27 protein-coding genes are annotated in these 26,195 nt (G+C 58.5%); 9 read left to right on the forward strand and 18 right to left on the reverse strand.

The window, feature by feature from the left end:
* The 3 genes from HJW02_RS02785 to HJW02_RS02795 form a co-directional block, all read left to right on the forward strand.
* On the forward strand, positions 1 to 206 hold a 206-nt coding region (locus HJW02_RS02785), incomplete at its 5' end, for a hypothetical protein (RefSeq protein ID WP_208050596.1).
* Positions 203 to 985: a phosphate ABC transporter ATP-binding protein PstB gene (pstB, locus tag HJW02_RS02790; RefSeq protein ID WP_102721019.1), complete on the forward strand. Its 783-nt coding sequence runs from the start codon at positions 203 to 205 to the stop codon at positions 983 to 985. The genes HJW02_RS02785 and pstB, both read left to right, overlap by 4 nt.
* Positions 986 to 1,170: 185 nt before the next feature.
* The gene (locus HJW02_RS02795; protein ID WP_180970978.1) at positions 1,171 to 1,818 is read left to right on the forward strand and encodes a PhoU domain-containing protein; all 648 of its coding nucleotides are present in this window, start codon (positions 1,171 to 1,173) and stop codon (positions 1,816 to 1,818) included.
* A gap of 96 nt (positions 1,819 to 1,914) precedes the next feature.
* On the opposite strand, the gene HJW02_RS02800 is transcribed toward HJW02_RS02795, so the two are convergent.
* The 3 genes from HJW02_RS02800 to HJW02_RS02810 all read right to left on the reverse strand — a co-directional run bounded on the left by HJW02_RS02800 (position 1,915) and on the right by HJW02_RS02810 (position 3,778).
* Positions 1,915 to 2,874 carry an aldose epimerase family protein gene (locus HJW02_RS02800; protein ID WP_102733129.1) on the reverse strand — a complete coding sequence of 320 codons (960 nt, stop codon included), beginning with the start codon at positions 2,872 to 2,874 and terminating at the stop codon, positions 1,915 to 1,917.
* A 34-nt stretch (positions 2,875 to 2,908) separates the two neighbouring features.
* Positions 2,909 to 3,388, reverse strand: coding sequence for a glycine zipper 2TM domain-containing protein (locus HJW02_RS02805; protein ID WP_022396303.1), 480 nt, complete (start codon positions 3,386 to 3,388; stop codon positions 2,909 to 2,911).
* A 147-nt stretch (positions 3,389 to 3,535) separates the two neighbouring features.
* The gene (locus tag HJW02_RS02810) at positions 3,536 to 3,778 is read right to left on the reverse strand and encodes a hypothetical protein (protein ID WP_022396302.1); all 243 of its coding nucleotides are present in this window, start codon (positions 3,776 to 3,778) and stop codon (positions 3,536 to 3,538) included.
* Between the two features lie 236 nt (positions 3,779 to 4,014).
* Here HJW02_RS02810 and HJW02_RS02815 point away from each other — a divergent pair, with 236 nt between their 5' ends.
* On the forward strand, positions 4,015 to 6,534 hold the full coding sequence (locus HJW02_RS02815) for a pitrilysin family protein (RefSeq protein WP_102721017.1): 2,520 nt from the start codon (positions 4,015 to 4,017) through the stop codon (positions 6,532 to 6,534).
* Between the two features lie 377 nt (positions 6,535 to 6,911).
* Here HJW02_RS02815 and HJW02_RS02820 read toward each other — a convergent pair whose 3' ends face one another.
* The 6 genes from HJW02_RS02820 to HJW02_RS02845 all read right to left on the reverse strand — a co-directional run bounded on the left by HJW02_RS02820 (position 6,912) and on the right by HJW02_RS02845 (position 11,515).
* Complete coding sequence (locus HJW02_RS02820; RefSeq protein WP_012420356.1) at positions 6,912 to 7,232, reverse strand: polymer-forming cytoskeletal protein; 321 nt, start codon at positions 7,230 to 7,232, stop codon at positions 6,912 to 6,914.
* A 34-nt stretch (positions 7,233 to 7,266) separates the two neighbouring features.
* The gene (gene frr, locus HJW02_RS02825) at positions 7,267 to 7,833 is read right to left on the reverse strand and encodes a ribosome recycling factor (RefSeq protein ID WP_022396300.1); all 567 of its coding nucleotides are present in this window, start codon (positions 7,831 to 7,833) and stop codon (positions 7,267 to 7,269) included.
* 55 nt (positions 7,834 to 7,888) lie between these two features.
* Positions 7,889 to 8,614 carry a UMP kinase gene (gene pyrH, locus HJW02_RS02830; RefSeq protein ID WP_022396299.1) on the reverse strand — a complete coding sequence of 242 codons (726 nt, stop codon included), beginning with the start codon at positions 8,612 to 8,614 and terminating at the stop codon, positions 7,889 to 7,891.
* A gap of 66 nt (positions 8,615 to 8,680) precedes the next feature.
* Positions 8,681 to 9,574 (reverse strand): mechanosensitive ion channel family protein, encoded by an 894-nt coding sequence (locus HJW02_RS02835; protein ID WP_180970977.1) that lies wholly within the window; start codon positions 9,572 to 9,574, stop codon positions 8,681 to 8,683.
* Between the two features lie 160 nt (positions 9,575 to 9,734).
* Positions 9,735 to 10,778, reverse strand: a complete 1,044-nt coding sequence (locus tag HJW02_RS02840; RefSeq protein ID WP_102727822.1) for a hypothetical protein — start codon at positions 10,776 to 10,778, stop codon at positions 9,735 to 9,737.
* A 113-nt stretch (positions 10,779 to 10,891) separates the two neighbouring features.
* Positions 10,892 to 11,515: a peroxiredoxin gene (locus tag HJW02_RS02845; protein ID WP_022396296.1), complete on the reverse strand. Its 624-nt coding sequence runs from the start codon at positions 11,513 to 11,515 to the stop codon at positions 10,892 to 10,894.
* Between the two features lie 135 nt (positions 11,516 to 11,650).
* Here HJW02_RS02845 and HJW02_RS02850 point away from each other — a divergent pair, with 135 nt between their 5' ends.
* From HJW02_RS02850 to HJW02_RS02860, 3 genes are all read left to right on the forward strand, one after another.
* Positions 11,651 to 13,360, forward strand: a complete 1,710-nt coding sequence (locus tag HJW02_RS02850) for a sodium:calcium symporter (RefSeq protein WP_180970976.1) — start codon at positions 11,651 to 11,653, stop codon at positions 13,358 to 13,360.
* Positions 13,361 to 13,463: 103 nt separating this feature from the next.
* Positions 13,464 to 15,023: a hypothetical protein gene (locus tag HJW02_RS02855; RefSeq protein WP_146018169.1), complete on the forward strand. Its 1,560-nt coding sequence runs from the start codon at positions 13,464 to 13,466 to the stop codon at positions 15,021 to 15,023.
* Positions 15,024 to 15,037: 14 nt separating this feature from the next.
* A complete protein-coding gene (locus HJW02_RS02860; protein ID WP_022396293.1) occupies positions 15,038 to 15,262 on the forward strand; it encodes a translation initiation factor IF-1 in 225 nt (74 codons plus the stop codon).
* Between the two features lie 195 nt (positions 15,263 to 15,457).
* Here the strand turns inward: HJW02_RS02860 and HJW02_RS02865 are convergent, their stop codons facing one another.
* From HJW02_RS02865 to dinB, 8 genes are all read right to left on the reverse strand, one after another.
* Positions 15,458 to 15,838 (reverse strand): hypothetical protein, encoded by a 381-nt coding sequence (locus tag HJW02_RS02865; RefSeq protein ID WP_208050597.1) that lies wholly within the window; start codon positions 15,836 to 15,838, stop codon positions 15,458 to 15,460.
* Positions 15,839 to 15,846: 8 nt separating this feature from the next.
* Positions 15,847 to 16,533: an acyltransferase family protein gene (locus HJW02_RS02870; RefSeq protein WP_279538370.1), complete on the reverse strand. Its 687-nt coding sequence runs from the start codon at positions 16,531 to 16,533 to the stop codon at positions 15,847 to 15,849.
* A gap of 30 nt (positions 16,534 to 16,563) precedes the next feature.
* Positions 16,564 to 17,172 (reverse strand): recombination mediator RecR, encoded by a 609-nt coding sequence (recR, locus tag HJW02_RS02875; RefSeq protein WP_102727825.1) that lies wholly within the window; start codon positions 17,170 to 17,172, stop codon positions 16,564 to 16,566.
* Complete coding sequence (locus HJW02_RS02880; protein WP_102721009.1) at positions 17,165 to 17,614, reverse strand: hypothetical protein; 450 nt, start codon at positions 17,612 to 17,614, stop codon at positions 17,165 to 17,167. The genes recR and HJW02_RS02880 overlap by 8 nt, the downstream gene beginning before the upstream one ends.
* Positions 17,615 to 17,701: 87 nt before the next feature.
* Positions 17,702 to 18,949 (reverse strand): beta-ketoacyl-ACP synthase II, encoded by a 1,248-nt coding sequence (fabF, locus tag HJW02_RS02885; protein WP_102721008.1) that lies wholly within the window; start codon positions 18,947 to 18,949, stop codon positions 17,702 to 17,704.
* Positions 18,950 to 19,013: 64 nt separating this feature from the next.
* Entirely contained in the window at positions 19,014 to 20,723 is a 1,710-nt protein-coding gene (locus tag HJW02_RS02890; protein WP_102733125.1) for a GDSL-type esterase/lipase family protein, read from the reverse strand.
* A 129-nt stretch (positions 20,724 to 20,852) separates the two neighbouring features.
* Positions 20,853 to 21,368, reverse strand: coding sequence for a peptide-methionine (R)-S-oxide reductase (locus HJW02_RS02895; protein ID WP_240454293.1), 516 nt, complete (start codon positions 21,366 to 21,368; stop codon positions 20,853 to 20,855).
* Positions 21,369 to 21,479: 111 nt separating this feature from the next.
* On the reverse strand, positions 21,480 to 22,559 hold the full coding sequence (dinB, locus tag HJW02_RS02900; RefSeq protein WP_102721005.1) for a DNA polymerase IV: 1,080 nt from the start codon (positions 22,557 to 22,559) through the stop codon (positions 21,480 to 21,482).
* 603 nt (positions 22,560 to 23,162) lie between these two features.
* On the opposite strand from dinB, the gene HJW02_RS02905 reads away from it, so the two are divergent.
* Positions 23,163 to 23,531, forward strand: coding sequence for a hypothetical protein (locus tag HJW02_RS02905; RefSeq protein WP_205575939.1), 369 nt, complete (start codon positions 23,163 to 23,165; stop codon positions 23,529 to 23,531).
* A 71-nt stretch (positions 23,532 to 23,602) separates the two neighbouring features.
* On the opposite strand, the gene HJW02_RS02910 is transcribed toward HJW02_RS02905, so the two are convergent.
* Positions 23,603 to 24,556 carry a GNAT family N-acetyltransferase gene (locus tag HJW02_RS02910; RefSeq protein WP_102721310.1) on the reverse strand — a complete coding sequence of 318 codons (954 nt, stop codon included), beginning with the start codon at positions 24,554 to 24,556 and terminating at the stop codon, positions 23,603 to 23,605.
* A 164-nt stretch (positions 24,557 to 24,720) separates the two neighbouring features.
* On the opposite strand from HJW02_RS02910, the gene HJW02_RS02915 reads away from it, so the two are divergent.
* Positions 24,721 to 26,193: an AlkA N-terminal domain-containing protein gene (locus HJW02_RS02915; protein WP_102721001.1), complete on the forward strand. Its 1,473-nt coding sequence runs from the start codon at positions 24,721 to 24,723 to the stop codon at positions 26,191 to 26,193.
* Positions 26,194 to 26,195 lie beyond the last annotated feature (2 nt).

Genomic DNA, 26,195 nt, shown 5'->3' on the forward strand with positions numbered 1-26,195 from the left:
GCCGGCTGAAAGACTTGGGAGAGGTGTACCATGACATCTCCCTGGTTTCTTCCAGTCTCTTGACGGATTCTAAATCCGCTGCGTGTTTTTCTTTTTCTCAAAAAGCCAGGTTAAGAAATTGTCACAAACCCGTAGTAGACCTGGAGCTTCGTTTTTGGGATACCATGCGGTCAACGGCGCAGGACGCGCCATTTGACCGAACATGACTCCGCATCCAGCCGCCGCCGACCAGACCGCCGTAGAGGTGGATTCCCTGGATTTTTGTTATGGGAGCAAGCAATCCCTGTTCCATGTCACCATGAAGGTTCCCAGGAACCGGGTGACGGCGTTCATCGGCCCTTCCGGATGTGGAAAGTCCACGCTGCTGCGCTGCATCAACCGGATGAATGACCGCATTCCGGAGGCCCGCGTCACGGGCGGCTCCATCCGCATTGACGGGGTGGACGTGACTTCCCCGTCCCTGGACCCCATCCATTTGCGCCGGGAGGTGGGGATGGTTTTCCAGAAGTCCAATCCCTTCCCGATGACTATTTATGAGAACGTTTCCTACGGGTTGAAGCTGGCGGGGGTAAGGAACCGCGGCATTCTGGATGAAGCGGTGGAGGAAAGCCTGAGGCATGCCGCCTTATGGGATGAAGTGAAGGACCGCCTGCATGCTTCCGCCAACGGCCTTTCCGGGGGACAGCAGCAGCGCCTGTGCATCGCCCGTTCCATTGCCGTGAAGCCTCGCATCCTGCTGATGGACGAACCTTGTTCCGCCCTGGACCCCATTGCCACAGTGCGGGTGGAAGAGCTGATGCACCGGCTCAAGGAGGAGTTCACCATCATCGTGGTTACCCACAACATGCAGCAGGCCACCCGCGTTTCCGACCTGACCGGTTTTTTCATGCTGGGAAGACTGGTGGAGTTTGATTCCACGGAGAAGATTTTTTCCAATCCTTCCATGAAAGAAACGGAGGATTATATCACGGGAAGATTCAGTTAACAGAGAGTTGTTTATGGTTTTTTCAAAGTTTACTTCCAGAAAGGGAGCCGGGCATTTTTCCCTTTCCTCCGGCGTTGTACGGAGGCTGGCCGCATCCTCCGCCAAAAGGAACAGCCTGCGCCGCCAGCACATTTTTTACCATGCCGGCAAAAGCGCCGCCAGTCATCAAGCCAATATTCCTAATCATGAATCACGACGCGCACACCCTGAGGGAGTTTGACGCCGCCCTTTCCTCCCTGAATACGCATTTGCTCCAGATGGCCTACAAGGCGCAGAGCGCCCTTGACCTGGCTGCCGCCGGGCTGCTGCAGCAGAATGAATCCGCCTCCAACCAGGCCATTGCGGAGGATGAGGAGCTGGATGAGCTGGAAATGACGGTGGACCGGGAAGGCCTGCATCTGCTGGCTTTTTTCAGTCCCGTAGCCTCCGATCTCAAGGTGGTGCTGGCTTCCATACGCATGTCTTCCATGTATGAACGGATCGGGGATGAGGCCGTGACGATCGCCAAGAGGGCCAACAAGCTTAACAAGCGCCCCCGCATCCGGGAGGCTGCCCAGGCGGACCCCGTTTACCGGGAGATGGCGGAGCAGTTCAGAGCGGTGAACAAGGCCGTCTCCTCCTGGGACGGGAAGGCTCTGGCGGAGCTGGTTCCCGCGCTGGAGACGCTGGCGGAGCATGCGGCGGCCATGACGGATACGTTCACGCGCCTGCCGGAACAGTATCAGGACAATCTGATTTCCGTGGCGGACCTGATTTTTGTGGGCCGTTCCATGGAACGCATGGCGGAAGGCCTGCAAAAGGTGGTGGCGGAAGCCCTTTATGCGGCGTCTTGACAGCGCACGCCTGAAAAGCTGAAAGACGGGGTTCCGGAGTTTGGCGCGCCGGAACATTTCCTGCCTTTCCCGCGCAGGGGACTGCGGATATGCCTTTTACCTGACGGTCCAGGTGATATTGCGCGTGGCTGACTGGCCGGGACGCAGGATGACGCTGGGGAAGTGGGGCGTGTTGACGGCATTGGGGAAGCCCTGGGCTTCCAGCGCGATTCCCTGGCGCGCCTGGGGCAGGTATTCCCCGGTATACACCTGGAGGCCGGGCGCGTCCGTCGCCACGATCAGGCGGTGGCGGGATTCCGGGTCCAGAAGGATGGCGGCGATTTTGTCGCCGGGTTCGGAATCCAGCACGTAGTTGTGGTCCAGTCCGGCGGCGGTGTCCGGATGGGCGGCGGAGTTGCGTTCTCCCAGCAGGGCTGCCTTCCGCAGGTCAAAGTCCGTTCCTTCCACGGGAAGGATGCGGCCGTCCGGAATGTTGGTGGCGTCCACCGGGGTGTAGGCGGAAGCCCGCACCTCCAGCGTCATGGAGTCAATGGTGAGCTTGCCGGAAAGGTTCCAGTAGGCGTGGTTGGTGAGGTTGACGATGGTGGCCGCGTCCGCGTACGCTTCCAGCCGGAGGTGGAGGGTTTCTTCCACCACGGTATAGGTGGCTACCACTTCCAGATTGCCGGGATAGTTTTCCTCCCCGTCTGCGGAGTGCAGGGTAAGCACCAGCGTGTTGCGCGTGGCTTCCTGCACCTGCCAGATTTTGCTGTCGAAGCCCTGCACGCCTCCGTGCAGGTGGTTGGGGCCGTTGTTGACGGCCACGGAATGGGAGTCTCCGTCAATGGAGAACCTGCCTTTTGCGATGCGATTCGCGACACGGCCGCAAATCGCACCGCAATAACAGGTGTCTTTCAGCATGTCTTCAAAGTGCTTGGGCCCTACGATCATGTCCATGCCGTCCTTGACGACGGAGATGATGCGCCCCCCGTAGTTGCTGATGCGTACCGTCAGCTTGTCGGAAGACAGTTCAAACAGTTCTACTGGAGCGCCGCCGGGTAAGGTGCCGAAGATCATGCCGGTATGTAGCTGGTCAGTGAAGGAGGGCCAATTAGTAGGCCAGCACGCGGGAACCGTTGTTGCCGATGATCACGCGCACGCGCTGTCCGACCTGGATCGGGTTGTTCCTGCTGGCGACCTGCACGACCGTGTAGTTGCGGGTGCCGTTCCTTTTCTGGTCCAGGCGCACGGTGATGCGTTCCCCGGTCGTGTTGTTCACGGCCTTGTCAATCTGGTTGCCGGCGATGCCGCCCAGAATGGCGCCGCCCGCTGCCGTGGCGTACTTGGCGTTGCCGCCGCCGAACATGGCGCCGGTCAGGCCGCCCGCCACTGCACCGATGCCGGTGCCGGTATTGGCGTTATTGGCCTGGATTTTGACGTTTTCCACACTGGTGACCGTACCGGTATAGGTTTCCTGTGCGCCGCCGATTTCGTTCAGGTTGTAGGCGTTCGGGGAACCGAAGTTGGTGCAGGAGGTGATGGACAGCGCAATGGCCGCACAGCCGATGGTAAGAATGGAAGTCGTTTTCATGATGACAGTTTATAAAATGGGTTGAAGGTTCAAATCAAGTAATTTCATGGTCAACGGGACGGACGGTTTTACGCCCACCCGGTGGAGAAAACCCTTGCCGAAAGGGTTCGGCAAGGGTTCGCGTTCATTGTGATGGTTTCCGTGAGGTTAGGCCTTGGGAGCTTCTTCCTTTTTGGAGCAGTCGCAGGGCTTTTCACCTTTGCTGCAGGGCTTGTCGCATTTTTTGCCGCACTTGCCTTCCTTGTCGCATTTCTTGTCGCACTTTTTGTCTTTCTTGCAGCACTTCTGAGCAGCGGGGGCGGAGGAATCGGCCGGAGCGGCGGCTTCCTGGGCGTAACCGTTGACACTGAATGCGAAAGCAAAGGCTGCTACAGCGAGGATCTTTTTCATATGATGATGTGTGAGGTTGGTGTTGTTGATGATAAACGGCACATAATCTGCCGTTCTACGACTGATAGAGTAACAGAGTTTAAGATTTGTTCAAAAAAATGTGCAGTCAGCATGTTTTTTTTAGGGAGGTTTTCGATTCAACTGCGTTTTTTAAAACCGGGGTAAGTCTGACAGTGCCGCGGCGTGGACGGAGCGGCGGCTTGCATGGCCTGCCGTCTTAAGGCACGCTAAGAAACATGAGTTCAGCCAAGGAGCCTGTGACGCGCCGTTTCGGAAACGGTTTGACGGTTTTGATCAAGGAGGACAAGTCCCATCCCGTAGTGTCCCTTCAGTACTGGGTGGGCACCGGGTCCATGAATGAGGGCCACTGGCAGGGGAGCGGCCTTTCCCATTTGCTGGAACACCTGGTGTTCAAGGGAACGGAGCATTATTCCGGGCAGGACCTGGCCCGCAAGGTCCAGGAACGCGGCGGCCACTGGAATGCCTATACCAGCGTGAACCGCACCGTGTATTATATAGACGGCCCTGCGGATTCCTGGCAGATTTTCCTGAACCTTCTGACGGAGCTGGTGTTTTTCCCCACGTTCCCGGAGGATGAACTAGAGCGGGAGAAGGGGGTGGTGCGCCGGGAGATGGCCATGTACGCGGACGATCCCGATTCCGTGGCTTACCAGCTTCTGATGCAGACATTGTATCTCAAGCATCCGCGCCGCTGGCCCGTGCTGGGGGAACCCGCCGCGTTTGACTGCCTGACGCGCCAGGACGTGCTGGATTACCATGCCAGCCGCTATGTTCCGAACAATGTGGTGCTTTCCATCGCGGGGGATGTGGATGCCGCGGAGATTTTTTCCCATCTGGAACTGCTGGTGGAAGATTTAAAGTCCCGCCCCCTGAACCGGGAGCTTATTCCCCATGAACCGCACCAGTTCGGTTCCCGCAGGGTGCGCAAGGAATTTGCCGTGCCTTATTCCAAACTGAACCTTGCCTGGCGCCTGCCCTGTTCAGGCCATCCGGATACGCCGGCTCTTTCCGCCCTGGCCAGCATCCTGGGCGGGGGCCGTTCCGCGCGTTTTTATGAAAAGTTCCACGACCGCCTGGGGCTGGTGTACAGCATTGAGGTGCATTCCAACCAGTCCGAGACTGACGAAGGGGCGTTCACCATCAGCATTGACGTGGACCGCGCCCAGCGTGACAAGGTGCGGGACCTGGTGCTCCAGGAACTGCGGAATCTGGCACAGGAGGATTTTACGGAGGATTTGAAGAGAGTTTGCAAGCAGACGCGGGTCAGCCGCCTGCGCCGCAGGAGTTCCGCCGCCGGAGTGGCCTCGGAAATGGGGGCGGACTGGTTCGGGGCGCGCAATTTGAACCTGTCTTCAGAATGGCAGGAAGCCATTGAACGGGTGACCACGGAAGACCTGCACCGCGTGTGCTCCACCTGGCTGTCCTCCCCGAATGTGACGGAAGTCAGCCTGGATCCCGTGGGCAGCAACGCCGCGGAGGAAGACGGTTCCGCCGCCGGGACGGAAACGGCCCTGAGCGAGCATGTGCTTGGCAACGGCATGAAGGTGGTGATTCGTGAGGACCACCGCCTTCCGCTGGCCTATGCCTGCCTGGCCTTCAAGGCCGGCTGCCGTGCGGAGAATGAACATGACGCCGGGGTGACGGATTTGATGTCCGAATGCCTGCTGAAAGGGACCGCCACGCGTTCCGCAGGGGACATAGCGCGTTTTCTGGAGGACATCGGAGGGGCCATCAATACCTCCACAGGCAACAATTCCCTGAGCGTGGGCTGCCAGATTCTGGCGGAAGACCTGGATTCCGGACTGGAGCTGATGGCGGATGTGGTGATGAATCCCTCCTTCCCGGAGGACGCCTTCCTCCGGGAGAAGGAGTCCTTTGTGGCGGATGCGGAGGAGGATTTGGAAGATCCGCTTTCCGTGGCGTTCCGGCAGGAACGGAAGGTGGCCTACGGCCATGTTTCCTACGGGAATTCCCCGTCCGGCACGCCGGAGAGCCTTTCTTCACTGACAGTGCGGGACGTGAAGGAACAGTATGAACGCATCATCTGCGCCTCCAATGCCGTGATATGCATTTCCGGAGATGTCAGGAAGGAGGAGGTTCTCCCTCTTCTGGAAAAGCGTCTTGGCGGAATGAGGGCCGGAATGCCGCCGGTCCTGACTCCCACGCCCGCGCTGCGCGCTGGCCGGGAGGTGTCCGTGCTGGATAAGCAGCAAGCCGTGCTGGTGGTGGGAATGCCGTGCGTGGACGTGGCTTCCCCGGAAATGGCGCAGGCGCTGCTGTTCCAGGCCTGGTGCAGTGACATGGCCGGTCCCGTTTTCACCAACATCCGGGAGGAAGCCGGGCTGGCCTACTATGCCAGCTCCTCCCTGTTCATCGGCATGGACGCCGGAGGCATCTGCTTCTACTTGGGCACCTCTCCGGAACAACTGGAGGAAGCCGGGCGGCGGCTGGAAAAGACTCTGGAGATGATTCATGAGCGCGGCATGACGGAAGAGGAGCTGGAACGCACCAAGGCGTCCGCCCTTTCCTCCCGCCTGCTGGCCATGCAGTCCAACGGAGCCCTGTGCCAGATGCTGGCTCTGGATATCCTGTTCGGGCTGCCCCTGGATGCGTTTGAACGGCAGACAGTCGCCATCAGGAACATGGAGCTGGACCAGGTGAACGCCTTTATCAAGAAGGTGCTGGACCCCGCGCAGCCGCGTTCCTGGTCCATCGTGCGTCCGCCCCTTTCCTGACTTTCCTGAGGAAGCGGGATAACGGAGCGGCTTTTGCTCCACCTCCCGTTTTTTGCCCTGTTGGCGGCCAGGTTCCACCGGAGGCCTGGCCTGCCTGCCGCAAAAGTGGGAATCGGCGTTCCGCCCGGGAATGAGGGCCTTCCGGTCCTCATCAAGTGCGGCTGCGGGAGAAAGGGAAGAAAGACCAGCTTTGCTTCGGACGGACGTAAATGCGAAAGGCGGGAGCCTTCCGCTCCCGGATGGGAGTTTTCCGTCTTTACCGGTTTTTCAAGCGGAGTATTCCTCTTTTTCTGCCGGGCTGCCCTGCCACCGGGCGTAAAAAAGCCGTTCCCTCGCGCAGGAAGGAACGGCTTGATGAAAAAATGAGGTTCGCGGTTTTAACCGATTTCCGTGCGGCCCAGCAGGTGGGCGCCTTCTTCCATGGCGAGGCTGCGGGTCTTCATGTCCCCGACGACGCGGGCCTGCTGCTTGAGTTCGCAGCGGTCGGAGGTGACCTTGCCTTCTACGTTGCCGTAGATGCGCACGTCTCCGGCGGTGATGTCGCCCTTGATCTGGGCGGTTTCTCCGATGGTGACTTTTCCCTTGTCGGAAATGATTTCACCTTCGATTTTGCCGTCGATGTGCATGTCGTTCTGGAAACGGATGGTTCCCTTGATTTCAATGCCGGAGGCGAGGAAGTTTGTTACGTTGTCTGTCATTGTCGTAAAATGGTTGGGGATGGATGGTTCTGGCTCAGATGGTCATGATGTCCTTTTCCTTGACGGCCACCAGCTCGTCAATGTCCTTCACGTACTTGTCCGTGAGCTTCTGGATCTGCGTTTCCAGATCGCGCTGGCCGTCTTCCGTGACGATGTTGTCCGCCTTGAGCTTTTTGGCGGAGTCCATGCCGGCCTTGCGGGCGCCGCGTACGCGCACGCGGGCTTCTTCCGCCTGGGATTTGACAAGCTTCACGAGGTCCTTGCGGCGTTCTTCCGTGAGGGCGGGAATGGGCAGGCGGATGGAGCGGCCTTCCACCAGCGGGTTGAGGTTCAACTTGCTTTCATTGATGGCGCGGCCGATGTCATGGACGGTGCTCGGGTCAAAGGGCTGGATGAGGATGAGGCGGGGTTCCGGCGTGCTGATGACGGCCAGGCCCTTCAGCTTCATGACGGAGCCGTAGCTGGAGACGTGCACGTCCAGGTTTTCAACGAGGCCGGGGGAGGCTTTTCCCGTGCGCACGCCGGAGAATTCCTGTTTGGCGAAGTCCACGGCCTTGAGCATGGATTCCTCCGTTTCCAATATTAATGTTTCTGCGTCCATGATTGTGGTGGGTGCTAAGTGTTTTTTGTAGGTTGGAAAAAGGGGCGTGCGGAGTTCAGCTGATGGTGGTGCCGATGGGTTCCCCGAGCAGGGCGCGCGTGATGTTGCCCGGCGTGTGCATGTCGAATACGATGATGGGCTTCTTGTTGTCCATGCACAGGGTGAAGGCCGTGGAGTCCATCACCTTGAGCTGGCGTTCCAGGCATTCCTGGTAGGAAATGGCGTCAAAGCGCTTGGCGTCGGAAACCTTCTTGGGGTCCGCATCATAAACGCCGTCCACGGAGGTGGCCTTCATGACCACTTCCGCATTGATCTCGCTGGCGCGCAGGGCCGCCGTAGTGTCTGTGGAAAAGAACGGATTGCCGGTGCCGGCGGCGAAGATGACGATTTTATTGTTGTCCAGGTAGGTGCGGGCTTTCAGGCGGATGAAGGATTCCGCCACGTTTTTCATTTCAATGGCGGACTGCACCACGCAGGGGACTCCCGCGCGTTCCAGCGCGCTTTGGAGGGCCAGGGCGTTCATTACCGTGGCGAGCATGCCTACGTAGTCCGCCGTGGCGCGGTCCATGCCGCGCACACTGGCTTTAGCCCCGCGCCAGAAGTTGCCGCCGCCCACGACCAGGCCGATCTGCACGCCGGCGCGGTGCGCCTGGGCGATTTCTTCAGCAATGCGGGCGACGATTTCCGGGGAAATGTTGTCCATGCTGCCGGGGCTGCGCAGGGCTTCTCCGCTGAGTTTCAGGAGGATTCTTTGATAGGCGGGTGCGGATGTGTCAGACATAGATGCGGATTTTACGCAGACAAGATTGAAATTTCACGGGGCAAAAAGAAAGCAAAAAGAGAGCACCTACTGATTTTTCTCCGCCGTGCCGGAGATTTCCACCTGGATGGGGCTTCTGCTCTCCAGACTGCGGGTGGGGAAGGGGAAGGAAATGCCCTCTGCCGCAAAGCGGTGCTTGATGTCGTGGGCAAGCGTTTTCTGGCAGTCCAGAAAGTTGTCCTTCAGGCACCAGGCGCCGATTTTGAATCCCAGGGAGGAATCCTGGAATCCGGTGAACATGATGACGGGAGCCGGGTCGTCCAGGCAGAGCTTGTTCTGTTTGACCACTTCCTGCAATATGCTCACGACGTGTTCAATGTCGCAATTGTAGTCCACGCCCAGGTCCAGGTCACAGCGGCGCGTGGAAAAGCGGGTGATGTTGCTCACCGGGTTTTTGATGATCATTTCATTGGGTATGCGGACCATGGTGTTGTTCGGCAGCCGGAGCTGGACGGACATGAGGTTGATGGAGTCCACATTGCCGGTGATGCCGCCCACTTCAATCATATCCCCCAGGTTGATTTGCTTTTCCCCCACCAGGAAGAGGCCGCTGATGATGTTGGACAGGGAAGTCTGGGAGGCGAAGCCGACCGCCACGCCGATGATGCTGGCCGCGCCCAGCAGGGTGAGGATGTCGAACCCCATCAGGGCGAAGGCTTCCACGCCGATGATGATGTAGCCTGCCTCCTTGACTATTTTAACGGTCAGGCGGGACGCCTGGGGGGACATTTTCAGGGCGGTGATTTTCCGGAGCACCTGGCAGAGCAGCTTCAGGAGAATCCAGCTGACCACCAGCCATATCACCACATGCAGGATTTTGGCGCCCACGGACTGCACCATCTCCAGCTTGAGCCAGTCCGGCATGTTCAGAAAATCCATGGTTCTTGTCCAGATATCTTCCCTGGAGGATGCGGCTGCCATGAAATCCATATTCATGCCAAGGATGTAGCAAACACCCCTGTGCGGCTCAAGGGGCGTGCGCGTATTCCTCCTGATTTATGACAGTTCCGGCATTTCCGGAAAGGGAGAGGCCGCAGCCGGGGAAGGGGGGATAGCCGGGAATGTGCGCCTTAAAGGGCCGTCAGGTACCGGATACGCGCGTCAAGATAGAGAAAAAGCGGGAGGGCCTGTTCGGAATGAGGTACACTTTTCCTCCGGCGGAAAAGAAAATGACTTCCATGCCCTTTTCCGTCCCCCGGTCCACACGAGCCATTTTCCATTCCCCTGCAGGACTGGCGGACGTATAAACCAGATAAAATTTCAGGGAACCGTCCGGGCCTTTCTTGGCCGCTTTTGATTTATTGGAAAAGTCATACAGCTCTCCCGCCTGGTTCTTCCAGATTCCGTTTAACAGCTGGTCCACCGGTCTGCCCTCGGAATTGAATGGCTTCATGTAATTGTGGATGGCGATCGCTTCCTCCATGCTTCCCTGCTGGGCCAGCTGCTTCTGCCTTTTTTCCACGGCGGCCAGATATTTCCGGGTTAACGGCTGGCACGCCTTGGAGTATTCCGTCAGGAATTCCTGGTGCAGGTTGTTCAATCCCGGCTCCGGTGATTTGATGATGTTTTGCCTGCCGTCTTGCAGGGTGAGCCAGTCAGTACTGGAGTCCTTGTAAATCTGAATGATGGTGGAGTCGTCTTTTTTAACCCAGATGCGCAGGGGCTCCCCGGTGAAGACCACTATTTCCCGGGAGGATTTTCCGGGGTCCGCCCACTGGTCCTGGGGCTGGAATGCTGTTTGTTTAACGTCTTTTGAGAACCGCCTCAGCCCGGCATCCAGAAACTGCGTGAATTCGTTGCTGTCCCCGTTCTTTTTCCACGCCTTTCCTATGAAGAACGGGTCGATGGTGTTGGAAGAAGGCGGAGAGAGAATATCTTTTTTGATGTTTTGAAGAACGGATTGAATCTGTTTGGCTTTTTCAAAGTCGGATTGATTGACCGCCTGCTGCTGGAGGGCGAGAAGTTTTTTTGAAAATGCGGGAAGAAGAGCTTCCCCGCGCCTGGTGCAGAATTTTTGATAGGCTGTTTCAAGGTCCCTGATGTTTTCAGGCGCTTGGGCATTTGCGGCCCAGACGGAGCCTGCAAGGGCAGAAATCAACAGGAAAGCCGGCATGAAGTAGTTCATTCCGGGTAAATTAGAACGGAAGGGTTCGTTGTCAATACTTATATGTTAGAGAAAAGCGGCAAAAAGGCCGTTCCCCGGAAAAGGGAACGGCCTTGAAATATTGCCGGGGCAGCTTACTTGCTGAGGTAGGAGGCCACGCCTTCGTGGGACGGGGTCATGGCCGCTTCACCCTTGTGCCAGCCAAGGGGGCAGACTTCTCCGTACAGTTCGAAGTGCTGGAGGGCGTCTACCACGCGGATGGCTTCATCAATGGAGCGTCCCAGCGGGAAGTCGTTGATGAGCTGGTGGCGGACGATGCCGTCCTTGTCGATCAGGAAGAGGCCGCGGTAGGCGATCAGTTCCCCGTTGACTTCCACGTTGCCGTCTTCGTCAATTTCCTCGTCTCCGGCCAGAACGCCGTAGTCGGCGGAAATGGTCTTGTTGATGTCGGAAACGATGGGGTAGCTCACGCCCTGGATGCCGCCCTGGTCACGGGGGGTGTTCACCCAGGCCCAGTGGGAGAATTCGCTGTCCGTGGAGCAGCCTACGACGGCCACGTCACGCTTGTCGAATTCGCCCAGGGCTTCCTGGAAGCCGATCAATTCAGTGGGGCACACAAACGTGAAGTCCTTCGGGTAGAAGAACAGGATCACGTACTTTTTACCCTTGAACTGGTCAAGACTGAAATCCGGTACGATGGTACCGTTTACAACTGCGTTTGCACTGAAATGAGGTGCCGGTTTTCCTATGAGGAGCATGGTCGGTTTTTTGGTTTGGTTCTAAAAGAATGATTCCAAAAAACGAACGAAAGTCAAGTGGCAATGATGCCTTCTCTGTGGCAAAAGGGCCTGTTTTCTCTTGAAAATGAAGCTTTTTTTGTCAGTATTGCCTGCATGTCATCCTCAAAGGCGCAACAAGACGAGTGGTCCGGCAAAATTGGCGTGATTCTTGCTGTGGCCGGGAGCGCCGTGGGGCTGGGCAACTTTCTGCGTTTTCCGGGGCTGGCGGCCCAGTACGGCGGGGGCGCCTTCATGGTGGCGTACGGTCTCATGCTGGTGCTGGTGGGCGTGCCCGTGGCATGGGCGGAGTGGTCCATCGGGCGGCGCGGCGGCCAGATGGGAGCCCACTGCGCCCCCGGCGTATTCTGGTACCTGACCAAGGGGTCCAGGCTGTGGAAGTTCCTGGGGGTGCTCGCGGTTCTGGGCCCTTCCTCCGTGGCCTTTTACTACATGGTGGTGGAGGCGTGGTGCTGCGGCTATTTCTGGAAGATGCTGACCCAGCCGGAGGTATTTGCCACGGCTGAGGGAACGGCGCAGACCTTTTTCAGTTTCACGGGGATGTACGGGGACGGGAGCGCCCTGCTGTCTAACAACGGGCTGCTCTGGATCGTCGGTGGGGTCATCCTGCTGAACCTGGGAATCATTTACCGGGGCATCAGCAAGGGAATCGAGATGTTTTCACGCTGGTTCATGCCGATACTCCTGCTGATTTCCCTGGTGCTGCTGGTGCGCATTTTGTGCATCGGCACGCCGGACCCATCCTATCCGGACCGCAGCATTGAGCAGGGGCTGGGGTATATGTGGAATCCCAGCAAGCTGCTGGTGGAGGAGCAGGACCGGGACAGCGGGGAGTGGAAGACGGTTTCCATGGTGTCCGCCTCCCACCGGGGGGCCATGGATGAAGCCGTGCGGCAGGTGGAAATGTCCGGCGGAACCCGCAGGCTGACCGAGGTGACGTTGTGGGACGGCCTGAAAAACATTGAACTTTGGATAGCGGCGGCCGGGCAGGTGTTCCTGAGCCTTTCCGTAGGGACGGGGCTGATCCTGACTTATGCGAGCTACGTCAGGAAGAAGGAGGACATCGCATTGAGCGGCCTTTCCGCGGCCGCCTCCAACGAGGTGTGCGAGGTGGGCATTGCCGGCATGATGACGGTGCCTGCCGCCGTGGCGTTCCTGGGGGTGGCCGGAGCCGCCGGGCAGGGAACTTTTGCGCTGGGGTTCATGGTGCTTCCGCAGGCCTTTGCCAAGATGGGCTCCAGCGTGATCTTCGGCAGCCTGTTTTTCCTGCTCCTGACCGTGGCGGCGGTTACCAGCTCCATTTCCATGATGCAGGTGGGCCTGTCCTTTATTGAAGAGTTCATGGGGTTGAAACGCAAGATGGCCGTGGTGGTGCAGGGTTTTTTCACGGCCACGGGCACGCTGATCGTCGCTTGGTACAGCGGCAACCTGCTGGCGATGGATACGTATGATTTCTTCCTGGGCACCCTGTGTTTCTTTGTAAGCGCCATGGTGATGATGATTCTGTTTTCCTGGAAGCTGGGAGTGGACCGGGGGCTGATGGATCTGGAAGACGGTTCCGTCATCCGCATTCCCAGAATCTACCGCTTCATCATGAAGTTCGTGACGCCCACGCTGCTGCTGGCGATTTTCCTGACCTGGCTGGCCCAGAACATCTGGGTGAAGCAGGCCGCCCCCATTGAAGCGCTGGGACGCGGGGAGCATGGCGCAGTTATTCCGATGGGCTTTCTGGCGGCCTACACCCTGTTCCTGCTCTTTATCACCATGGCGTCCGGAAGGCACAAGGTGTACCACAGCCCGCGGTAAGCGGGGGAAAACCGGCGCGGATGTCCGTTTATCCGTGGCTTGCGGCAGCCGGAGGTCCAATCCGGAGGCTTGACCGCCGCCGGATTTGATATAGTCTGTTACCATGTCCAGAATGAGGAGGATACGCAGGAAAAAGCCCCGTGCCGGAGGCATTTGGAAAAAGCTGTTGCTGTGGGGCGTGCTGGGGGCTCTGGTGCTGGCTGTGGCGGCGGTAGCCGGCTCCTACCTGTATGTCAGGTCCTATTTGAAGAGTGACGATTTTTTAACCATGCTGGGGCAGTCCGCCGTTGACGACATGAATGTGGATGCCGCCAGGATAGCCCCGCTGGACTGGGACGGTTCCGGCATCCGGTGCGACGGCGTGACGATGGAAGGGCATGAGTTCTTAACCTCCCTCCAGGCAAAAAACATTGAAACGGAGTTCAGCCGCTGGGATTTGCTGAAGCGCGCCTTTGTGATTACCTCCGTGAATATTGCGGAGCTGAAGCTTCAACTGGCTCCGGCGCCCTTCCGTTTCCGGGAAAAGGAGGAGGGACCCAGGAGCTGGGTGGAAAAGAATATCCTGCCGGATACGTTCCGCCTGGAAAAGGGGAGCATTGATTCCCTGTCCGTCTCCTACGGTGTTCCCGGCAAGCTGTACGCCCTGAACGGAACCCGTGTGGAGAGTACCCATGATGCCGGGTCCAGCCAGTACAAGTTTGACGTGCAGGGGGGCAGGCTGCTCCTTCCCTTCAAGGGCTGTCCGGAGTTTTCCCTGATGTCCGGCACGGCGCAGTTCAACCATTCCAGCAGGCGGGTGAACGTTCCCTCCTGCCGCCTGACCACGGATGCCGGCGGCTATGTGGACATCAAGGGGGACTGGGACGGCCTTTCCTCCTCCTGGACGGCGAATATGGTGGTGAACAGCGTTCCCGCCTCTTCCATCCTGGAAAATGACTGGAAGAAGCATGTCCAGGGCAGTGTGAGCGGCGGGGTGGACCTGCGCGGCGGCCGGGACGGCGTGACGCATGTGGCCGGGCTGGTAAGATTGCAGGACGGGATGCTGACCGGGCTTCCCGTCCTGGACAGGCTGGCCCTTTTCTGCGGTTCTTCCAGATTCCGCCAGCTCCCCCTGCACAAGGCGTCCGCCCAGTTCCGCTATAAGGAAGCCGCCTGGCATGTCTCCGACATTCTGGTGGAGAGCGAAAATCTGGTGAGGGTGGAAGGCTGGCTGGAAATCGGAAAAGGAGGCGAGCTTAACGGAAGGTTGCAGGTGGGCCTGCGGTCCGACGGCCTGTGGAGCGCCCTGCCGGGCTTTTCCGACGTGTTTTCCGCTTCCCGCCAGGGAGCCGGAGGCAATCTGGTGTGGGCCAATGTGAACATTGGCGGCACGCTGGACAACCCGTCGGAAGACTTGTCCGCGCGGCTTATCAAGGCGGCGGGAGACCGCCTGACGGAGATCGGCATGGGCAAGGTGGCGGAAGTGGCGGACGTCGCGTCGCGCCTGCTGAACAAGGGGGCCGGGGAAGGCAGGGGGAAGGATGGCACGGAAAAGGGTAACGGGGGGTTCAGGATTCCGGCCGCAGACCAGGTTCCCGCTCCCGTCATGCCCCAGCTTCAGGACGCCGCGGAGAAGGGGCTCAAGACCGGGAGCGACCTGATGAACGGATTGATGAATTTGTAACCTGATTTTTCCAGATGAAACTTTATCCCTACCAGACGGTGCAGGCAGTGGCCGTTATTGCGGAGCGCATCGCGGATACGGCTTTCCGCGCCACCCTGCCGAACGGCAAGACTACTGTGGCTTTTGTGGAGAAAAAGAACGCTCCGTTAAGAGATGTGCTCAAGCCGGGCGACCGGGTGAACGTGACGATTTGCCCGGCGGATTTTGACCGCGCCCGCGTGGACGGCCTGGCGGAATGACGGGGGATTGAGGTTGAAACGGCATATTTCAAGCTGTTTTCATTCCCCTCCTCATATTTGGGAACGTGGACTTTTTGGCACACGGCGGGGGTACGTTTGTGCAGATCCATTTTATTTGCGGGATGGATTCTGCCATGCGGGCTCCGTGGCCCCTTCCTCCGGATTTTTATTCTGTTTTTAGCCGTTATGGCATTTTCATGTGGAAAGGCATATCCATTTTCCCACCGTTTTAAAGCGTCTGAGGATGTTGAATACAAAGACTGAAACAGCAAAGACAAGAACTGGTTCAAAGAATTTCAGGATGGAGTGCAGCGTGCTGTTTTCAATGCTGGCGGGTATGCTGTGATAGAATAGCATAATGCCTATGGGGTGGAAGACATAGACGAAAAAGACGGAAGGCGCCAGGCTGGATAGTTTAGTAGCCGTTCCCGGAGATAGCCGGGTGCAGGCTATGGCGCATACCATGGGGAAAATGACCATGAAGATGTTTTGGACGGATATCAATATGAGGGCGGCATGCTGGCTGTCTCCGGCATCCTGCATGGCGTATTTGCCTACTGCGGCGCACAGCAGCATTACCAGCGTCAAGGATGAAACAAGGGCAAGGTGCTCGCAAATCCATGCGTGAAGACGGATGATGCGCTTCCTGCGCGCGCAAAAAATACCAAGCAGGAACCAGAGGACATGCCGTACGCTCCCTGTGCTTTAAATAAAAAGGGGATGCCATCTAAACCCGCATGGTAAATTAATTCGGGGGCAGCCCCCAGAATTTGGAAAATGACGGTAAATAACAACAGTGCCGCATCATTCAATTTACTTAACAGAGGGCTGACAAGGCTTAACAGCAGCAGTTCCCTCAAGAACCACAGTATTCCGTAGGCGGGGAAGGTGTTGAAGATATTACAGCCGAAAACGGCAACCATGTTGGCATAGATGGCATGAAGATTGAATTTGAAGTAGATCAACGCTCCAATCAGGCACCAGAGAAGATAAGGAATGAACAGTTTGAGAAAACGGCTGTAATTGAGCGCCTTTTTACTGTCCTGCTTAATAAACAAGGCTGAAATGAAAAAGAAAACGAAGACGGACCAAGCGCCTATTATATTATCGCTGAAATAGTTCCATACATTGGCATGGGATGCTATAATACACAGCATGGTGAGTACCCGGCAGATGTCAATCCAGACAATACGCCCGTGAGATTTAATCTGCTGTGTATTAATGAATTGGTTGTCAGCGATGTTGCTACATGCGTGACTGATTGTTTTCAAAGGGAGTCCGGGTTTGTTTTTAGAGCGTTTTCAAAGGGCCGTCCTGCCTTCCAGCGCTTTCATCAGCGTCAGCGTGTCCGCATGGCTGAGGCCGGCGCCGGCGGGCAGGCCCTGGGCGGGGCGGGAAATCTTGCAATCCAGTTCTTTGAGCAGGTGGTGGAGGTAGGTGGCCGTGGCTTCCCCCTCCACGTCGGACCCCGTTGCCAGAATGACTTCACAGCCCGGCTGCCGGGTGACGCGTTCCACCAGGGACTGGATATTGAGGTCTTCCGGCTCCACGTCGTCCAGCGGGGAGAGCTTGCCGCCCAGGCAATGGTACAGCCCGCGGTAGGCGCTGCTGCGCTCAATGGGAATGACGTCCGTGGCCTGTTCCACCACGCAGATGAGGCGGCTGTCCCGTTCTTCATCCCGGCAGGCGGCGCAGAGTTCTCCGGCGGTGCTGAAAAAGCCGCAGACGGGGCACGGCGTGACGTGTTCCGCCGCCTGGCCGATGGTGCGGGCAATCGCCTCCGCTTCCCCCATGTGCCCCTGGAGCATCCACAAGGCCATGCGTTCCGCTCCGCGGGTGCCGATGCCCGGAAGCTGCTTGAGGGCGGTTACCAGTTCAAGCACGGGAAGGGGATAGTCCAGATTATTCATGAGTGGGAGGATGTTCGGAATGATGCGGGCCGGGTGACGGCTGGGGCCACAGGATGGCGAGCGCACCCGCGCTCCCCGCGGAGAGCAGGCACGGAACGGCGTTGAAGAAGATGCCCCACAGCCCCAGCACCGGGGTAAAGCAGGCCAGCAGAAGAAGGAAGGCGGCCAGAACGGCCGTTTTACGGAGTGTTCCGCGGATCAGGATCAGGTCGTAAACCAGGGCCAGCGTCAGCGCAATGCACAGCAGGAAGCCCATGCCGGGGGAGAGGGCCGGAGCATCTGCAGCCAGCAGAAACGGAGCGGAGGCCATGGCTCCCTTCAGGGCTTGCGCCCAGGCGGGGGTGACGCCCAGGGAATACAGCACCACGATCAGGATGATCCCCGCTACGGAGAACAGGGCCCACCGCATGAGCAGAATGTCCTGGTGCGTTTTGGAAGGCATGGCTGTGAAATGAAGAAGGCGGAAGCGCGATGGCTGCGGTGGACACAAACATCAGCGCTTCCGCCAGGAAGGGGTTTCCTGAAAGGGTCAGGCGAATCTCTTCACGATGACGGAGGAGTTATGCCCCCCGAAACCGAAGGAGTTGCTCAGGACGGCGTCCACTTTGGCCTCGCGGGCCTTGTTGGGCACGCAATCCAGGTCGCATTCCGGGTCCTGGTTGTCCACGTTGATGGTGGGCGGGATGATGTTTTCCTGCATGGCCATGAGGCAGGCTGCCAGTTCCACGCCGCCGGCGGCGCCCAGAAGGTGGCCGGTCATGGATTTGGTGGAGCTGATGAGCAGCCCGTTTTTGGCGTGGTCGCCAAAGACGGCCTTGATGGCCTTGATTTCGCAGATGTCCCCCAGCGGGGTGGAGGTGCCGTGCGTGTTGATGTAGTCAATGTCCTCCGGCTTCATGCCTGCGTGTTCCAGGGCCATCTGCATGCAGCGTGCGGCGCCGCGGCCTTCCGGGTCCGGAGCGGTGAGGTGGTGGGCGTCTGCGGAGATGCCGTAGCCGACGAGTTCCCCGTAAATCTTGGCGCCGCGTTTCTGGGCATGTTCCAGCGTTTCCAGAATGACGACGCCGGAGCCTTCGCCCATGACGAAGCCGTCGCGGTCCACATCATACGGGCGGGAGGCGCGCTGGGGTTCGTCATTGCGGGAGCTGAGGGCTTTCATGTTGCTGAATCCGGAGACGCCCGTAGGCAGGATGGTGGCTTCCGCGCCGCCGCAGACCATGACGTCCGCATCGCCGAATTTCATGATGCGCCAGGCTTCCCCGATGTTGTGGTTGGAGGTGGCGCAGGCCGTGACGATGGACATGTTCGGGCCGCCGAATCCGTATTCCATGGAGATGAGGCCGGAGGCGATGTTGCTGATCATGTACGGGATCATGAAGGGGGACACGCGGGCCGGCCCCTTGGAAAGAAGCGTGGCGTGCTGGCTTTCCAGCGTGCCGAGGCCGCCGATGCCGCTGCCCACCATGACGCCTATGCGGGTTTTGTCCTCCGCTTCCAGATCCATTCCGGAGTCCTTGAGAGCCATTCCGGCGGCGCCCATGGCAAAGTGCGTGAAGCGGTCCACGCGGCGGGCGTCCTTGGGCGTCTTGAAATACGGGGTGGGATCGAAATCCTTGACTTCACCGGCGATTTTCGTGGAGTAGTCGGTGACATCCATGGACTTGATGGTGTCAATGCCGCTGCGGCCAGCCTTCATGGCTTCCCAGGTGGATGCAAGATCATTGCCCAAGGGGCTGATCACTCCGATGCCGGTGATAACAATTCTGCGGTCGGTCATAATAAGTGTGAGTGGTTGCAAATAATGCTTGAGTCAGAATAGGCGACATTACAGGAAAGTCAAGCTAATCCCCCCCGTTCCCCAGTGCGGGGCGAACGGGGAATGCGGAAGGGGCTTTCCTGCTGGGGGACAAGGGCTTTCCGGATACGGGCGTTCCCTGTTCCGCCGCGGCGGAGCCGGTCCCGCGAACGGATTTCAGGATAAATTCCACAATGGGAGCCGGGTCCGGCAGGCTGTGGGGATGGTGGCCTGCTCCCGGTTTATGGATCACCCGGATGCTGCCGCCCATGGCGCGGTATTTCCGTTCCACTACGGCCATGTTCTCCTCCAGGGGCACCACGCCGTCCGCGTCCCCCACCACGGCGAGCACCGGAATGCGCGCGTTGGCGAGCGGCGCCAGCCTGTTGACGGGGCTCAGCTTTCCGCTCAGGGCTTCCTGTTCCGTAGCGCCGTAAACGTCCAGCAGGCGGAGCCAGTCTTCCGGGGATCCTGTTCCCTTCCCCCTGCCGCCGGGCCAGCTCGCCACGTCGCAAACGGGGGCGTCCGCATAAATGGCGGCCACCCGGCCGGGATGCAGGGCAGCCCAGTTGAAGGAAAAGAGGCCTCCGCGGCTGAACCCTTCCAGCACCGTTTTTGGAGAAAGGCGGTAGTCCCGGACCAATGTTTCATAAAACCGGTCCATGATGTCCATGGCTGCGGGCGCGCCGTACATGTTCTGCACGTCCACGTAAGCCACATGAAACCCTTCCTTGAGCAGGGCTATGTCCGCCTGCGGCTCGTTCCCGAAGAATTCCTGCCGCCAGATCCACGGCCTGTTTTCCGCCGGGGTTTTGGGGAGAACGAGGGTGGCGTTCCTGCCCGCTACCTTGAAGTGAAGGGACGGGAAGCCGTGCCAGTCCGAGACGGCCACTCCCTCCCGGATGCAGGGAAGAACGGAAACCGGAACCCCCTTCGGGATGCCGGGGCGGCGGTGGCCCGTTTCCGTCAGCCACGCCAGCTTGTACAGGTTGTGGCGCTCCAGGGCTTTCCTGAACTCGTCCCTTTCCGGAAAACGGACGCGGGCGGGCACGCGGAGGATGGAGGCGAGGGGAGGCCAAATGGCCCTGGCAATCATGAAGTGGCCCTCCTGCCCGGGATGGACGCCGTCCCCGGCGTAAATGAAGCGGGGATTCCTTTTCTTCGCTTCCCGGATTTGGCGGCCCAGCTCCGGGCGCATGTCCACAACCTTCCAGCCGTCCTTTTTACGGCTGGCGAGCCATGCGGCATAAGTGTCCAGCACCTGGTTGTAACGGGCCGCATCCTTTTCCGGGGTATCCGCCATATAGGGAGGCGGCGTGATGGCGATGAATTGGGCCCCGGAGTCTTCCACTCTTTTTTTCAGTCGTTCCATGCCTTGTTGATAGGCCTGGAAGCCTGATTCGGAAAAGGGCTGCATCATGCCGTCGTTCATCCCATAGCAGGCAATGACGAGGGTGGGCGCGTATTTGGAGAGAATGGAATCCAGGCGGTCATGAAGGCACGGGCGGGGGAAGGCGCCCCCGGCGTGGCCCGGTTCCGACAGGCCGGAGACCGTTTCACTGGGGAGCGCCATGCTGACGATTTCCGCGTGCCGGTAGGCCGGAGCCTGCCGCAGGGCCGCTTCCACCAGGGCAGGCCATTGTCCGGAATAGGGGATGCTGTCCCCCAAAATGGCGATTTTGGGCTCCCCGCCCATGGCGTGCGCCAGGAAAAGGGCCAGCAGGACCGGGATGATGCGCAGGGTGGTCATTCTCATGATACCACATTACGCAGGGGCGGGAATGAATGTTTCAGAGGCGCATTTCTTCCGGAAAATAGAATTTTCCCGGAGCTTTTATTCGGTTCCCGGCTTTTCCGTCCGGTCCTTTTTTCCGTGCCGTGCGCGTCAATGGGGGCTGTTCGCCATGGCCGGCTGCGGCGCAGCCTGGAATTCCAGGGAAAGGGAATTGACGCAGTAGCGCGTGTTCTTCGGCGTCAGGCGTTCTCCGGTGAAGATGTGCCCCAGATGGGCTCCGCACCGCGCGCATGTGATCTCCGTGCGCCGCCCCTGGCCTGCGTTGATGTTTCTGACGGCGTCCGGCAGGGAATCGTCAAAGCAGGGCCAGCCGCATCCGGCGTCGAATTTGTCTTCCGACCGGAACAGGGCTTCCCCGCACTTGCGGCAGCCATAGGTGCCTTGTTCAAAGAAGCTGACGAACTCCCCGGAAAAGGGCGGTTCCGTTCCCTGGTGCTCAATGATGCGCTTTTCCGTTTCCGTGAGGGGACGGCGCGTTCGGGATGGGCCGGGATCAGGCACGCCCTGGGAGGCGGGAATTCCGCCGTCCACAGCCATGACGCCTGCCACCCCTTCCGCAATCGTTCCTATCCATGATGCCCAGTGTCTACGTTCTTCCTGATTCATACGTACCTATGACCAGGTTGGAGCGGATTTCGCTCATTCATACACCAATATCTTGTGGATAAGGTTGATTTTAAGGGGAGAATACTAAAAATATGGGAGTCTGTGGGAGGATTAGTACTCTAAATCCAGCCAAAGCTGCTCCCAGATTCCTTGCCGCTGTTCTTCCTGGGGGTGGGAGACGGACAGCCCCAGAAGGCGGAACGTGCGGTCCCCGGAATCCAGGTCTTCCATCAAAGTCCGGGCCAGGGGCAGGATGTCCTCCTTCTCCGTCAGGGAATCCGGAACGGTCATGCAGCGGGACTTCTGGACGAAGTCCGGGAATTTAACCTTCAGGGTAAGCGTGTTGCCCCGGAAGCCGGAGCGCGCCAGGCGCCCCGTGAGCTCTTCCACCAGCAGGGGAAGGTGTTGTTCCAGGGCCTCCGCCCTGGTGACGTCTGCCCGGTAGGTTTCTTCACAGCCCACGGATTTGCGGATGCGGGAAGGTTCCACGGGGCGGTCGTCCATGCCGCGGGCGAAGTTGTAGAAGATCCCCCCTATCTTGCCGAAATGGCGGAGCAGGAAATCCAGGCTGCGTTCCCGGAGCTGCGCCCCGTTGGTGATGGAGAGGGCGCGCATGCGTTCGGCGGTGGCGTGGCCGACGCCCCAGAAGGCCTCAATGGGGAGCCGCGCGATGAATTCCTCCGCGCGGGAGGGATGAATGGTGAACAGGCCGTCCGGCTTGCGGTAGTCGGAAGCGATTTTTGCCAGGAATTTATTGTAGGAAACGCCAGCGGAAGCCGTCAGATGAAGTTCCTGCCTGATTTCCCTTTTGATGCGCCGTGCAATGTCGACGGCCAGCGGAATGCCCGGCTTGTTTTCCGTGACGTCCAGAAAAGCTTCATCCAGGGAAAGGGGTTCCACCAAGTCCGTGTAACGGTGGAAGATGGAGCGTATCTGCGCTGAAACGGATTTGTACACGTCCATGCGGTTGCGGGTGAAAATCAGCTTGGGGCAAAGCTTCATCGCCTTCATGGAAGGCATGGCGGAACGCACGCCGAAGCGGCGCGCCTCATAGCTGGCCGCCGCCACCACGCCGCGCATCTCCGGTCTTCCTACGGCGATGGGCTTGCCGCGGTACTCGGGATGGTCGCGCTGTTCGATGGATGCGTAAAAGGCATCCATGTCCACATGGATGATTTTTCTCTGTTTCATGGGTGCGCTTCATGATCCCGGTTAAAGCGGAAATCATGAGGAAAGGAGCGGCCGCATCATAACGCGATTTGCCTGCCAAGTCCAGTTGGACAGGGTAAAGAAAGGCTTGAAAATGAAAGAAAGGGAGGTTTTTGGAAAAGGCGGCGATTTTGAATGAAACGGTTTGGAGGAAGGTGGTTGAACACCGGAATTTCCAGAGGAAAATGGAGCGCCGTCAGACTAATAGGGAAAGTATCTCTTTCTCCGGTCGCGCCGTGCTGAAAGGAACTTCTCTTCTTCCTAGTCCGGAGATTCGTTTTTTGCCGGGAACCCGATAAAAGAGGGAGTGGCTGCGCTTGATAAGGAAGCGGAAAAATGAAGGGAACGGGCTGGAGGGAAAAACAGCAGGCAGTTTCCCCTCTGCACGGAGGAAACGGCCTTGTTGGCGTTGGGGCATGGAAAAGGCGAAGGACGCGGACGCCTTTGCCTTTTCCCTTGATGGCAGTGCGACTTTCGCCATCGTCCGGAACAAGGGAGATTTTTTAAAAAAGATCAGAGGCTCTGGCAGCCCACATTTTTTTCTTGATCACGGGGTATTTGAGGCGAAGGTGTTATGTTCATGGCATGAAGGAACGGCATGCTCCGGATTTTTTTCCTAAGAAAAAAACTGCCGGGCACGGAACCAGTTGGAGAAATGGTGACTTCATGATAAAAACCGAACATCAGGAAACGGCGATGAAGAGGTATTTTTCCGGAGAGGAGATTGAAATAGGCGACCACATCACCACGGACGGGGGCGAGGATCATAACGTGATTCTGAAAATCATCGATTCTCCCGCAGTCAGGGACGATTATGGCCTTGATTGTTTTGGCGCCCTGATGTCCAGCTCTCAAACCGGGGGTATCATCTTCGTGTCTTTTGATGAAATTTGTTCACCAGATGCCAGGCTGCTTCACCGGAAAACGAGTGATGACCATTTGACGGCGATATGAGGGGCATGAATTTCTTGGCCGGAGGAAAGGATAGTGGCCCTTCCTCCGGAACGGGCCGGGATGGCGGCGCATTACTGGAGCGCCAGTTCCATCTGGATATCCACCCTTTCATAGGACGGGCGGTAAATCTCCACTTCCCTGAATCCCGCCTTCCTGTATAGCTGGATGGCCGGGCGGAGCAGGGTATTGCTTTCCAGAAAGATTTTTTTGCAGCCCAGTTCTTTCGCCTTGGCGATGACGGTCCGGCACAGCAGCATGCCGATGCCTTTGCCCTGCGCGCTGGGGCTGACGGCAAGTTTGGCCAGTTCATACTGATGTACGGGGTCATCCTTCCTGCACAGGGCGCATACGCCGACAGGCTCTTCCCTGTAAAGCGCCACGAAGATGTGGCCGCCCTTGTCCAGAATGTGCTCCTGCGGGTGGTCCAGCGCGTGATGGTCCGGTTCTTCCATCTGCCAGTGCGCCGTAATCCATTCTTCATTGAGCGCCTTGAAAGCGGCCCGGTAGCGGGGATCGTAGGGAACGATGGAGACATCCCTGCCTTCCCGTTCCTTTTTTGCTTCCTTCACCCGTTCCAGCAGCGTTTTTTCCGCCAGCAGCCTTTCCCATTCTTCAATGGCGCGCCACAGGTCGTTCCGGGTTTGGCGGGAAATTTGTTCCACGGCGGCTTCCACGTCGGGATATTGTTCCGCCATGATATCGGACATTTTCTTTCCCTTGGCGGACAGCATGACGAGGTTTCTCCGTCCGTCCGCTTTGTCCTTCTTTTCTTTCACCAGCCCCCTGGCGCCCATTTCCTTGACAATGTTGCTGACGGACGGGTGGGAATGCCCTATTTCCCTGGCAATGGAGGTGATGGTCTTGGCTTCCCCCTCTGACAGGACAAAGAATACGGGAAACCATTTGGGACGGATGTCCACGCCGGACATCCGGAAGATCAGGGCGGCGTCATTCGTTATTTTATCCGTCAGCATCCGCAGTCTGCTTCCAATGGCCATTTTTCCTGTCCGGTTGAAGAAATCCATGTTTCCGGGTTCTGTTGTGTTGTTAAAAATGTAACTGATTACGTAATTGGTTATATAATTATTCCCCAATGTCAAAATAATTTTTTTGGATGCATGTCCGAAAATGGCGGGAATCATGTCCGCGGTTTGCTATCATGAGCCTCAACCGTGGAGTTTGCAAAACCATGAAAGGAAATGAAAAGGCCTGGTATGCCGCGTTTAAATCCAAGGATGCCCGTTTTGACGGCCATTTCTTCGTGGGGGTAGCGTCTACGGGCATTTACTGCCGCCCCATATGCCGCGCAAAGCTGCCCAGGGCCGGGAATTGCACCTATTACGCCACAGCGGCTGAAGCGGAACGGGCCGGATTCCGGCCTTGCCTGCAATGCCGCCCGGAGCTTGCGCCCGGAACCGCCCCGGTGGACGCCGCCGCTTCCCTGGCGCGCCGTGCGGCCGGTTTCCTGGAGGAGAATTGCGGAGACATGGAAAGCCTGGAAGAGCTTGCCGCCCACCTGGGCTGCACCGGGCGGCATTTGCGCCGGGCTTTTGCCGCGGAGTTCAATGTTTCCCCCATCCAGTACTTGCAGACTCTCCGGCTGCTGCTGGCGAAGAATCTCCTGACAAGCACGAGGCTTTCTGTTCTTGACGTTGCCATGAGCGCGGGGTTCGGCAGTTTGCGGCGCTTCAATGAATTGTTCAAAAAGGAATACAGGCTTTCCCCGGCGGCATTGCGGAAGCTGGGGAAGGGGGGAAAAGAGGAGGAGGGTTCCGGAATAACGCTGACGCTGCCTTACCGTCCTCCCTGCCGGTGGGAGAGGCTGCTTGAGTTCCTCGCGCTGCGGGCCATTCCCGGCGTGGAGGCCGTACGCGGCGGGGAGTATGGCCGCACCGTGCGCCTTGCAACCAGAAGGGGGAAAGATGTCTATGGCTGGATACGGGTGGGCCATTGCCCCGTGAAAAATGCGCTGATCGTGGTGATCGCGAGGTCTCTGCTTCCCGCCTTGTCCCAGGTTCTTGCAAGGGTGCGGCATTTGTTTGACTTGTACTGTGACCCGGCCGCGGTGGATGAAACGCTGGCTGTCATGAACGGCCTGACTCTGGGGCTATATGTTCCGGGAACCCGTTTGCCCGGCTGTTTTGACCCTTACGAGCTGGCGGTGCGGACAGCGCTGGGAAGGCAAATTTCCATGAAAGCCGCGAATGCTCTGGCGGGGAGGCTTGCGCGGAGCCATGGCGAGCCCGTGCGGACGGGGATGGAGGGGCTGACCCATGCGTTTCCTGCGCCGGGGAAGATTCTTTCCCTGAGTGGCCCGGAAAGCGCTGGATGGGACATTCCCGGAATGACCGCGTCCAGGGGCAGGGCGGTTGTCGAGCTGGCGCGCGCGTTTGAAGAAGGGAGCATTGATTTCAGTTTCCGGGCCGATCCTGAGGCTGAAATGAAAAAGCTGGCGGGGCTCCCCGGCATCGGAACATGGACGGCGCAATATATCGCCATGCGGGCCTTTGGATGGACGGATGCCTTTCCTTCAACCGATCCCGGCATTAGAGAGGCGCTCTCCCCGCGCACGCAAAAGGAAATTCTTGCTCTGGCGGAAGGCTGGAGGCCGTGGCGCGGCTATGCTGCCGTCAATTTATGGAATTCACTGAAACAACACTGAAA

It is taken from the genome of Akkermansia sp. GGCC_0220 (assembly GCF_017566105.1).
Taxonomy (GTDB): Bacteria; Verrucomicrobiota; Verrucomicrobiia; order Verrucomicrobiales; family Akkermansiaceae; genus Akkermansia; species Akkermansia massiliensis.

Excerpts from the sequence above, each read along its gene's own strand:
- HJW02_RS02915 (WP_102721001.1), top strand. The coding sequence starts at position 24,721 with ATGAAAGGAAATGAAAAGGCCTGGTATGCCGCGTTTAAATCCAAGGAT.
- HJW02_RS02800 (WP_102733129.1), bottom strand. The coding sequence starts at position 2,874 with ATGATCTTCGGCACCTTACCCGGCGGCGCTCCAGTAGAACTGTTTGAA.
- HJW02_RS02890 (WP_102733125.1), bottom strand. The coding sequence starts at position 20,723 with ATGAGAATGACCACCCTGCGCATCATCCCGGTCCTGCTGGCCCTTTTC.
- HJW02_RS02795 (WP_180970978.1), top strand. The coding sequence starts at position 1,171 with ATGAATCACGACGCGCACACCCTGAGGGAGTTTGACGCCGCCCTTTCC.
- HJW02_RS02910 (WP_102721310.1), bottom strand. The coding sequence starts at position 24,556 with ATGGATTTCTTCAACCGGACAGGAAAAATGGCCATTGGAAGCAGACTG.
- frr (WP_022396300.1), bottom strand. The coding sequence starts at position 7,833 with ATGGACGCAGAAACATTAATATTGGAAACGGAGGAATCCATGCTCAAG.
- HJW02_RS02865 (WP_208050597.1), bottom strand. The coding sequence starts at position 15,838 with ATGCTGCTGTGCGCCGCAGTAGGCAAATACGCCATGCAGGATGCCGGA.
- HJW02_RS02860 (WP_022396293.1), top strand. The coding sequence starts at position 15,038 with ATGAAACTTTATCCCTACCAGACGGTGCAGGCAGTGGCCGTTATTGCG.
- HJW02_RS02805 (WP_022396303.1), bottom strand. The coding sequence starts at position 3,388 with ATGAAAACGACTTCCATTCTTACCATCGGCTGTGCGGCCATTGCGCTG.
- HJW02_RS02810 (WP_022396302.1), bottom strand. The coding sequence starts at position 3,778 with ATGAAAAAGATCCTCGCTGTAGCAGCCTTTGCTTTCGCATTCAGTGTC.
- HJW02_RS02835 (WP_180970977.1), bottom strand. The coding sequence starts at position 9,574 with ATGGCAGCCGCATCCTCCAGGGAAGATATCTGGACAAGAACCATGGAT.
- dinB (WP_102721005.1), bottom strand. The coding sequence starts at position 22,559 with ATGAAACAGAGAAAAATCATCCATGTGGACATGGATGCCTTTTACGCA.
- HJW02_RS02855 (WP_146018169.1), top strand. The coding sequence starts at position 13,464 with ATGTCCAGAATGAGGAGGATACGCAGGAAAAAGCCCCGTGCCGGAGGC.
- recR (WP_102727825.1), bottom strand. The coding sequence starts at position 17,172 with ATGAATAATCTGGACTATCCCCTTCCCGTGCTTGAACTGGTAACCGCC.
- HJW02_RS02850 (WP_180970976.1), top strand. The coding sequence starts at position 11,651 with ATGTCATCCTCAAAGGCGCAACAAGACGAGTGGTCCGGCAAAATTGGC.
- HJW02_RS02905 (WP_205575939.1), top strand. The coding sequence starts at position 23,163 with ATGAAGGAACGGCATGCTCCGGATTTTTTTCCTAAGAAAAAAACTGCC.
- pyrH (WP_022396299.1), bottom strand. The coding sequence starts at position 8,614 with ATGTCTGACACATCCGCACCCGCCTATCAAAGAATCCTCCTGAAACTC.
- HJW02_RS02880 (WP_102721009.1), bottom strand. The coding sequence starts at position 17,614 with ATGCCTTCCAAAACGCACCAGGACATTCTGCTCATGCGGTGGGCCCTG.
- HJW02_RS02840 (WP_102727822.1), bottom strand. The coding sequence starts at position 10,778 with ATGAACTACTTCATGCCGGCTTTCCTGTTGATTTCTGCCCTTGCAGGC.
- HJW02_RS02845 (WP_022396296.1), bottom strand. The coding sequence starts at position 11,515 with ATGCTCCTCATAGGAAAACCGGCACCTCATTTCAGTGCAAACGCAGTT.
- HJW02_RS02895 (WP_240454293.1), bottom strand. The coding sequence starts at position 21,368 with ATGAATCAGGAAGAACGTAGACACTGGGCATCATGGATAGGAACGATT.
- HJW02_RS02815 (WP_102721017.1), top strand. The coding sequence starts at position 4,015 with ATGAGTTCAGCCAAGGAGCCTGTGACGCGCCGTTTCGGAAACGGTTTG.
- fabF (WP_102721008.1), bottom strand. The coding sequence starts at position 18,949 with ATGACCGACCGCAGAATTGTTATCACCGGCATCGGAGTGATCAGCCCC.
- HJW02_RS02820 (WP_012420356.1), bottom strand. The coding sequence starts at position 7,232 with ATGACAGACAACGTAACAAACTTCCTCGCCTCCGGCATTGAAATCAAG.
- pstB (WP_102721019.1), top strand. The coding sequence starts at position 203 with ATGACTCCGCATCCAGCCGCCGCCGACCAGACCGCCGTAGAGGTGGAT.